This is a genomic window from Nonomuraea rhizosphaerae (assembly GCF_019396405.1).
GTDB classification, from domain to species: Bacteria; Actinomycetota; Actinomycetes; order Streptosporangiales; family Streptosporangiaceae; genus Nonomuraea; species Nonomuraea rhizosphaerae.
The window spans coordinates 1-8,782 of record NZ_JAHKRL010000156.1 but is presented as its reverse complement, the minus strand read 5'-3'; the positions used below and the strand labels follow the sequence as shown (position 1 = coordinate 8,782).

Below are 8,782 nucleotides of genomic sequence, written 5' to 3'. Positions count from 1 at the left end.
CCCCGTACGCGAGCCCCCCCGCCCACCCGGCCTCCGTCAGCCGGTCGGGCGTGTCGGAGCGCACCACCGCGCCCCGCCGCGTGCGGCGCCCCGGCCCGGCGGGCAGCCCGCCAAGGTCGCGGACGTTGTGGCAGCCGTCCCAGCTCAGGTCCGTCATGTCTGGCAAGCCTGCCACTTCGAGCCTTTCGGAAGTGAGCCGGTTCCGGACCGCGGCTGGCTACGGTCCTTCTCGATCACCAACGGGGCATGGAGGTACCGATGAGAAGAATGTCGATGTACGTGGGGGCACTGGCGCTGGCCGGCGCGATGGTCACGGGCACGGTGACCCCCGCGGCATGGGCCGCGACGACCCAGGCGAGCGCCGCGCGCACCACGTGGCTGAACCCGGGCCAGACGCTGAAGGCGGGCGACTCCGTACGCTCGTCCGACGGCTCGTACGTGCTGCACCAGCAGGAGGACGGCAACCTGGTGCTGTACCGGGGGCGCACGCCGCTGTGGAGCAGCCAGACGGGGGACAGCCCCGGCGCGTTCGCCGCCATGCAGAGTGACGGCAACCTGGTCGTCTACCTGGGCAGGAAGGCCCTGTGGGCGTCCAACACCGGTGACGCCCCCGGCTCGCGGCTGGCCGTGCAGGACGACGGCAACCTGGTCATCTACGACGGCAGGACGCCGGTGTGGAACCGCCACGCCACGATCAGCGTGCTCGCCCCCGGCTACTCGCTCAAGCCCGGCCAGTACGTGCGCTCGCGCAACGGCGACTACCAGCTCGTCCAGCAGGAGGACGGCAACCTGGTCCTCTACCGGGCGAGCCGGCCGCTGTGGAGCTCCAGGACCGGGGGCAGGCCCGGCGCGTTCACGCAGATGCAGAAGGACGGCAACCTGGTCGTCTACGTGGGCACGACGCCGCTGTGGAGCTCCAAGACCGGCAAGAACCCGGGCGCGCGGCTGGAGGTCCAGGACGACGGCAACACCGTGATCTACGACGGCAGGACGCCGCTCTGGTCGACGAAGACCGACTAGACGAAGATCGGCCGGACGACGCGCTCAGGGGACGCCGGGTCTGACGGAATCTTGTAAAGCGGTCCAAGCGGTGTTACCTCTTGCAGGACGCGGATGAACCCGCGTCCTGACGTTGCAGGAGGGAAAGTTGTCAACTAGACCTTGGTTACGCAGCGCATTCCTTGTCGTCGCGATGACGGCGACGGCGTTACCCCTGAGCGGGGCCGCCAGTGGCGAAGAACGCACGGCGGCCCCCATAGTCCACGACTTCCAGGCCGAGCAGAACGAGAAGCCGGACGTGGACAACAGGCAAGGAACGGTCCCACCCCCGGTCGGGGCCAACGCGCGCGTCGCGGGGACGGCGGGTGAGATCCGCTGGAACGCTCTCGGCACCCCCGCGAGCATCACCAGCGCCACCCCCCTCGCCGAGGGCCTGGGCGCCGACTCCGAGCAGGCGGCGCGGGCCTATCTCAAGAACAACGAAGGCCTCTTCGGGCTGTCCGCCGCGTCGGTGGACGTCCTGGAGAAGGTCGCGGTCAACCCCATCGGCGCCGGGCACGCCGTACTGCTGCGGCAGCGCTTCGGCGACCTGCCCGCGGGCGTGGACGGACTGGTCGCCGTCGGCGTGGTGGACGGCAAGATCATGCACGTCACCTCGTCCCTGTCGCGGGACACCTCGGCGCCACCGGCGGCCACCGTCACCGAGCAGCAGGCGCTGGAGATCGCGGCCAGGGACGGCGGCATCGACCTGGCCAAGGCCGCGACCAAGAAGGCGAGCCTGGTCGCCGTGCCCGCGCCCGACGGCGTGCACAGCGCGTACCAGGTCGTGCTGATCGGCAGCGACGAGCACGGGGCCGCCGCGTACACGACGCACGTGGACGCGGTCAGCGGCGCGATCCTGGTCCGCGAGAACCTCGTCGACCACTTCGACCCGGACAACCCGCACTGGGAGGCTTTCCCGGCGAACCCGCCCGGCAACTACTCCTCCGCCGACACCCGCCAGACGTGGTGCTTCACCGCCGCCCGCGGCTGTGACTTCATCACCGGCGGCGACCCGCGCACCGGCAAGGCGTGGGACGTGGACCACACCACGAACACGCCGACCAACACCAGCGTCGGCAACGCGACCAAGACGACCGAGAACCGCGCCAACCCCGACCCGTTCTCGGTCGGCGTCCGCACCAACGTCCTGACGCCGAGCCGCAACTACGCCTACCCGTGGAAGAACACCTGGTACACGGCCAAGTGCAACCCGGCGGCGTTCGACCAGCCCGGCGAGGCCGACCTCGAAGCCGCGATCGCCAACCTGAACGCCATGCACAACCGCATGCACGACTGGTCCTACCGGCTCGGCTTCACCGAGACCGCGTGGAACATGCAGGTCAGCAACGGCGACCAGGGCGGACTCGGCAACGACCCCGAGCAGGGCAACGCCCAGGCGGGCGCCCGTGACCTGACCGTGCGCGACAACGCCAACCAGATCACCGGCCCCGACGGGGTCGCGCCGATCACCAACATGTACCTGTGGCAGCCGATCGCGGGCTCGTTCTACCCGCCGTGCGTCGACGGCGACTACGACATGTCGGTCATCGGGCACGAGTACACGCACGCCATCTCCGGCCGCATGATCGGCGGCCCGAACGCCGGCTGGAGCGGCGCCCAGGCCGGGGCCATGAACGAGAGCACCTCCGACCTGTTCGCGATGGAGTACCTGTTCGAGTACGGGTTCCGGCCCAAGGGCAACACCCCGTACGTCACCGGCGGATACGTCACCGGCGACCCCGAGCGGGGCATCCGCAACTACGACATGTCCAAGTCGCCGCTGAACTACAGCGACGTCGCCTACGACCTCGTCGGCCAGCAGGTCCACGCCGACGGCGAGATCTGGTCGGCCACGCAGTTCGACGTGCGCGCGGCGTTCGTCAAGCGGTACGGCGACGGCACCGAGAAGCAGCAGCGCGCCTGCGCCGACGGCAAGCTCGCCCTCGACAAGTGCCCGGGCAACCGGCGCTGGGCGCAGCTCTCGTACGACGCCCTGCTGCTGATGGCCTCCGGCGCGGTCACGTACGTCGACCACCGCAACGCCCTGCTCGCGGCCGACGCCATGCGCTTCGGCGGCAGGAACAGGGACATCATGTGGCGCGCGTTCGCCGAGCACGGCCTCGGTGACGGCGCGGCGGCCACCGGCCCGAACGACCAGGACCCGACGCCCAGCTTCGTCGACCCGGTCGGCCGGAACGGCACCGTGCAGCTCAAGCCGGTCGGCGAGGCCAAGGGCGCGGCGCTGCGGCTCTACGTGGGCGACTACGAGGGCCGTGTGGTCCCCGTCGCCGACACCGACCCGGCGACGGCGCTCGGCGACAGCGTGCGGTTGACGCCTGGCATCTATGACGCCGTGGTCGCCGGCAACGGCTTCGGCCACTCCCGGCAGAAGCTCGTCGTGGTGGGCGGAGTGTCGCTTCCTCTCATTCTGCCCCTCACCCGCAACCTGGCCTCGGCCGCGTCCGGCGCCGTGGCGTCCGGGGACGGCGTCAACCACGCCAGGCTCATCGACGAAACGGAGGCCACGAACTGGGCCTCGCTCACCGGGACGCCGGCCGGAAAGTCGGTCGTGGTGGACCTCGCGGGCGACGCTCCGGTCAAGGTCCGCAGGGTCCAGGTGAGCGCCATGCTCAGGCCCAACACCGGCGACCCGGCCGACCCGGGCGCGCAGAACCGCTTCTCGGCCCTGCGCTCGTTCGAGGTGCTGGCCTGCAGCGCCAACTGCGCCGACGCGGCGAACTTCAGGAAGATCTACACCAGCGCCAAGGACGCGTTCAGCACCTCGCTGCCGCGCCCCCGCGGGGCGAACCTGATCTTCAAGTCGTTCGACGTGCGTGACACGTCGGCCACCCACCTGATGCTGCGCACGGTCACGTCCCAGTGCACGGGCAACCCGTTGTACGCGGGCGAGCAGGACAACGACCCGAACTCCGCGACGGACTGCGGCACCGCCAGTCCGGTGCGGGACCAGATCCGGGCCGCCGAGTTCCAGGCGTTCTCGCACTGACCGATCCGGCAGGCTCTCCACGGCCCGCGTCCCCTTCCCGGGGGCGCGGGCCTTCCCATGGGAGCGTGAACACGCTCTCCCGGTAACTCGGATCGTTATTTAACCTCCGTTGACAGCGGCATGTGATGCGCACGACTCTGGCGAGAGAGCGCTCTCTCAGAACATCCCCCCATGAATTACAGGAGGGCTCCATGGCCTCTCGCTACCGGCGTCTCGCCGTACCTTTGATCACCGCGTCCTTCCTCGCCCTGGCGACGGCCTGCGGAAGCGGCGGCGGTGGCGGAGACACCGCGGCCACGGGCGCCGCCCAGCCCGCCGAGAAGGTCAAGCTGACCGTCGGGCTCTTCGGCGACTTCGGCTTCAAGCCGCTGTACGAGGAGTACAAGAAGACCCACCCGAACATCGAGATCGTGGAGAACGTCACCCAGTTCAACGACCACCACAACAACCTGGTCAAGCGGCTGGCGACGAACGCGGGCGCGGGCGACGTCGAGGCCGTCGAGGTCGGCTACATCAGCACCTTCACCGCCCAGCCGGCCAAGTTCACCGACCTCAAGCAGTACGGGCTCGACAAGCGGCAGAGCGACTACCTGGACTGGAAGTGGCAGCAGGGCCTGAGCAAGGACGGGCAGCAGGTGCTCGGCCTCGGCACCGACGTGGGCGGCCTGGCCATGTGCTACCGCAAGGACCTGTTCAAGAAGGCCGGGCTGCCGACCGACCGCACCGAGGTCGGCGCGCTGTGGCCGGCGTGGGAGCAGTACATCGAGACCGGCAAGAAGTTCGCCGCAGCGAACGTGGCGGGCGCCAAGTTCGTCGACGCGCCCGGTGAGATCTTCCGCGCGATGGTGAACCAGGCGCCGGTCGGCCTGTACGACGCCCAGGACCAGATCATCGTGGCCTCCAACCCCGACGTGAAGAAGGCGTGGGACCTGTCCAACCAGCTCACCCAGGCAGGGCTGACCGCCAAGCTGGCGGCCTTCTCGCCGCCGTGGAACACCGGCTTCGCCAAGGGCTCGTTCGCCACGATCATCTGCCCGGCCTGGATGACCGGCTTCATCCAGGAGCAGGCCAAGGACGCCTCCGGCAAGTGGGACATCGCCCCCGTACCCGGTGGGTCGGGCAACAGCGGCGGCTCCCACCTGATGATCCCCAAGCAGAGCAAGCACCCCAAGGAGGCGGCCGAGCTGATCGACTTCCTCACCTCCAAGGACAACCAGGCCAAGGTGTTCAAGGAGGAAGGGACCTTCCCGTCGATCCCGGCGCTCTACGACGACCCGTCGATCCAGAACTTCACCAAGCCGTTCTTCGGCGACGCCCCCATCGGCAAGATCTACTCCGAGGCCGCGAAGTCCCTCAAGCCTCAGCACCTCGGCCCGAAGGAGGCCGACCTGCGCGTGGTGATCGGTGACGGGCTCGGCCGGGTCGAGCAGGGCAAGCAGACCCCCGACCAGGCGTGGGCCCAGGTTCTGGAAGACGTCAAGAAGATCAAATGACCTCTCTCCCGCTGGCCGTCTCCCGGCGGCGCAGGCGCGGCGTGCGGCACACCCTCGACATGAGGGTGTCGCCGTACGCGTACGTCGCGCCCTTCTTCCTGCTCTTCTGCGCCTTCGGGCTGTTCCCGCTCATCTACACGGCCTGGGTGAGCCTGCACGAGTGGACGCTGCTGTCCGACGAGCACGCGTTCGTGGGGCTGGACAACTTCAGCACCCTGCTCGCCGACGGCTACTTCTGGAACGCCACCTTCAACACGCTGTCCATCGGCGTGCTGTCGACCGTCCCGCAGCTCCTGCTGGCCATCTGGCTCGGGCACCTGCTGAACCGGCGGCTGCGGCTGCAGACGCTGTTCAGGATCTCGCTGCTGCTGCCGAACGTCACCAGCGTGGTGGCCGTCGTGGTGATCTTCAGTCAGCTCTTCGGCCGGGACTTCGGGATGATCAACTGGGTGCTGTCCTGGTTCGGGGCCGGCAGCATCGACTGGGCCGCGGGCACCGCCACCTCCCACATCGCGCTCTCCACGATGATCATGTGGCGGTGGACCGGGTACAACGCGCTGATCTTCCTCGCCGCGATGCAGGCCGTACCGCGTGAGCTGTACGAGGCGGCCACCATCGACGGCGCGTCGAACTTCACCCAGCTCCGCAAGATCACGATCCCGATGATCCGGCCGACGATCATCTTCGTGGTCATCGTGTCCACCATCGGGGCCATGCAGATCATCGCCGAGCCGCTGCTGTTCGGGGCGAGCACCGGCGGGGCCGGCGGCGGGGCCGCCAGCGGCGGGCCGGACCGGCAGTTCCAGACGCTCGCGCTGTTCGTCTACGAGCAGGGCTTCACCAAGTTCGACTTCGGTTACGCGTCGGCGGCCTCGTGGCTGATGTTCCTGGTCGTGGTGGTCGTGGCCGGGATCAACTACCTGCTGTCGCGCCGCGTGAAGGGCGGACTGACGTGACGGCTCCTCGGAAGGGCGGCCTGAGGTGAGACTGCGTTATCTGACCCTGACCGCGGTGGCGTTCTTCTCGGCGTTCCCGCTGTACTACAGCGTGGTCGTGGCCTCCCGGCACAACTCGGCGCTGGCCGAGGTGCCGCCGCCGCTGCTGCCCGGCGGCAACTTCTTCGCCAACGTCTCACGCGTCTTCGACACCGTGCCCTTCGGGCTCGCGCTGCTGAACTCGCTCATCGTGGCCGGGTCGATCTCCCTGGCGGTGATGTTCTTCTCGACGCTGGCCGGGTTCGCCTTCGCCAAGCTGCGCTTCAGGGGCAAGAACATCATGCTGCTGATCACCGTCGCCACCATGATGGTCCCGACGCAGCTCGGCATCATCCCGCTCTACCTGCTCATGGTGAAGCTCGAATGGACCGGGACGAACTACGCGCTGATCGTCCCCGCCCTGGTCAACGCCTTCGGCGTCTTCTTCATGACGCAGTACCTGACCAGGGCCCTGCCCACCGAGCTGCTGGAGGCCGGGCGGGTGGACGGGTGCACGACGTGGGGCCTGTTCTGGCACGTCGTGGTGCCCGTGGCGCGGCCCGCGGCGGCGGTGCTCGGGATGCTGACGTTCATGTCGGCGTGGAACGACTACTTCTGGCCGCTGGTCGTGCTGAACCCGGACAACCCCACGGTGCAGGTTGCCCTCTCGACGCTGGCGAGCGGGTACGTCAACGACTACGTCCTCGGGCTGGCCGGGACCGCGGTGGGGACGCTGCCGCTGGTGCTGGTGTTCGCCCTGCTCGGTAAGCAGATTATTGGCGGAATCATGCAAGGAGCTGTAAAGGGATGATTTTTCCGGATGACTTCGTCTGGGGGGCCGCCACGGCCTCCTACCAGATCGAGGGGGCGGTCAAGGAGGACGGACGGGGGCAGTCGATCTGGGACACCTTCTCCCACGCCCCCGGGAACGTCTTCGACGGCGACACCGGGGACGTGGCCTGCGACCACTACCACCGGTACCGGGACGACGTCGCGCTGATGCGCTCGCTCGGTCTGCAGGCCTACCGCTTCTCGATCGCCTGGCCGCGCATCCAGCCGGACGGGCGGGGACCGGTCAACCCGCCGGGCCTCGACTTCTACTCGCGCCTGGTCGACGCCCTGCTGGAGGCCGGCATCACGCCGTACGTGACCCTCTACCACTGGGACCTGCCACAGGCCCTGGAGGACACAGGCGGCTGGACCAACCGTGACGTCGCGTACGCGTTCGCCGACTACGCCGAAGCCGTGTACGGCAAGCTCGGCGACCGCGTCGACCACTGGACCACGCTCAACGAGCCCTGGGTCGCGGCGTTCCTCGGCTACGGCAACGGCGTCCACGCGCCCGGACACCGGCGGGCCGGCGACGCCATGCGCTCGGCCCACCACCTCCTCCTCGGCCACGGCCTGGCCGCCCGGCGGCTGCGCGACCTGGGCGCCAAGAGCCTCATGCTCGTCGTCAACTCCGCCCCCGTCCTGACCCCCGCCCAGGTCAACGACCCCTCAGCGGTCCCCTCCGAGGCGGACGCGGAAGCCGTGGACCGCATCCACGCGCTCCTGACCAGGCAGTTCCTCGACCCCGCCCTGCACGGCAGCTACCCGGCCGAGGTCCTCGACGCCGCCTCCCGCAACGGCGGCCTCGACCACATCCACCCCGGCGACCTGGAGATCATCAACGCCCCCATCGACCAGATCGGCATCAACTACTACAACCCCTGCGTCGTCTCGGCCGGCCCCGGCACACCCGCCGACGCCGCCTGGCCCGGCTCCGAGGACATCCTCTTCGGCACCGCCGACGCCCCCACCACCGCCATGGGCTGGCCCATCGTGCCCGACGGCCTGTCCAGGCTCCTGGTCCGGCTCTCCCAGGACTATCCGCAGGTCGGCCTCATGGTCACCGAGAACGGCGCCGCCTTCGACGACGTCGTCGAGAACGGCCACGTCCACGACCACGACCGGGTCGCCTACCTGGAAGGACACCTGCGCGAGGTCCACCGGGCCATCTCCGCCGGCGCCGACCTGCGCGGATACCTGGTGTGGTCGCTGCTGGACAACTTCGAGTGGGCGGAGGGGTACCGGCGGCGGTTCGGGATCGTGCACGTGGACTACGGGACGCTGGAGCGGGTGCCCAAGGACAGCGCGCTGTGGTATCGCGATGTGATCGGCAGGAACGGGCTGTAGATTTTCTTCGTGCCCTCCCTCACAGCGCGACAGTCCTCGCCACCAGCACCGCCGGCCCCGAGGCGGCCCTCCTCGGGGCCGGCGGGGCC

Annotated in this window: 7 protein-coding genes; 6 read left to right on the top strand and 1 reads right to left on the bottom strand. The window is 69.2% G+C overall.

All coding sequences use genetic code 11. The features are described 5' to 3' along the window. The coding region (locus tag KME77_RS30485; protein WP_219463401.1) for a tyrosine-protein phosphatase at window positions 1-157 on the bottom strand (157 nt) is incomplete at its 3' end. A 101-nt stretch (window positions 158-258) separates the two neighbouring features. On the opposite strand from KME77_RS30485, the gene KME77_RS07700 reads away from it, so the two are divergent. The 6 genes from KME77_RS07700 to KME77_RS07675 all read left to right on the top strand — a co-directional run bounded on the left by KME77_RS07700 (window position 259) and on the right by KME77_RS07675 (window position 8,693). Then, window positions 259-1,020: a hypothetical protein gene (locus tag KME77_RS07700; RefSeq protein WP_219463399.1), complete on the top strand. Its 762-nt coding sequence runs from the start codon at window positions 259-261 to the stop codon at window positions 1,018-1,020. A gap of 172 nt (window positions 1,021-1,192) precedes the next feature. Then, complete coding sequence (locus KME77_RS07695; RefSeq protein ID WP_219463396.1) at window positions 1,193-4,048, top strand: M36 family metallopeptidase; 2,856 nt, start codon at window positions 1,193-1,195, stop codon at window positions 4,046-4,048. 191 nt (window positions 4,049-4,239) lie between these two features. Beyond that, window positions 4,240-5,541 (top strand): ABC transporter substrate-binding protein, encoded by a 1,302-nt coding sequence (locus tag KME77_RS07690; protein ID WP_219463394.1) that lies wholly within the window; start codon window positions 4,240-4,242, stop codon window positions 5,539-5,541. After that, window positions 5,538-6,497 (top strand): carbohydrate ABC transporter permease, encoded by a 960-nt coding sequence (locus KME77_RS07685; protein WP_219463391.1) that lies wholly within the window; start codon window positions 5,538-5,540, stop codon window positions 6,495-6,497. The genes KME77_RS07690 and KME77_RS07685 overlap by 4 nt, the downstream gene beginning before the upstream one ends. Window positions 6,498-6,522: 25 nt before the next feature. Then, window positions 6,523-7,326 (top strand): carbohydrate ABC transporter permease, encoded by an 804-nt coding sequence (locus KME77_RS07680; RefSeq protein WP_219463389.1) that lies wholly within the window; start codon window positions 6,523-6,525, stop codon window positions 7,324-7,326. Then, the gene (locus KME77_RS07675; RefSeq protein ID WP_219463388.1) at window positions 7,323-8,693 is read left to right on the top strand and encodes a GH1 family beta-glucosidase; all 1,371 of its coding nucleotides are present in this window, start codon (window positions 7,323-7,325) and stop codon (window positions 8,691-8,693) included. The genes KME77_RS07680 and KME77_RS07675 overlap by 4 nt, the downstream gene beginning before the upstream one ends. Window positions 8,694-8,782: the final 89 nt, after the last annotated feature.

Excerpts from the sequence above, each read along its gene's own strand:
- KME77_RS07695 (WP_219463396.1), top strand. The coding sequence starts at position 1,193 with ATGACGGCGACGGCGTTACCCCTGAGCGGGGCCGCCAGTGGCGAAGAA.
- KME77_RS07685 (WP_219463391.1), top strand. The coding sequence starts at position 5,538 with ATGACCTCTCTCCCGCTGGCCGTCTCCCGGCGGCGCAGGCGCGGCGTG.
- KME77_RS07675 (WP_219463388.1), top strand. The coding sequence starts at position 7,323 with ATGATTTTTCCGGATGACTTCGTCTGGGGGGCCGCCACGGCCTCCTAC.
- KME77_RS07700 (WP_219463399.1), top strand. The coding sequence starts at position 259 with ATGAGAAGAATGTCGATGTACGTGGGGGCACTGGCGCTGGCCGGCGCG.
- KME77_RS07690 (WP_219463394.1), top strand. The coding sequence starts at position 4,240 with ATGGCCTCTCGCTACCGGCGTCTCGCCGTACCTTTGATCACCGCGTCC.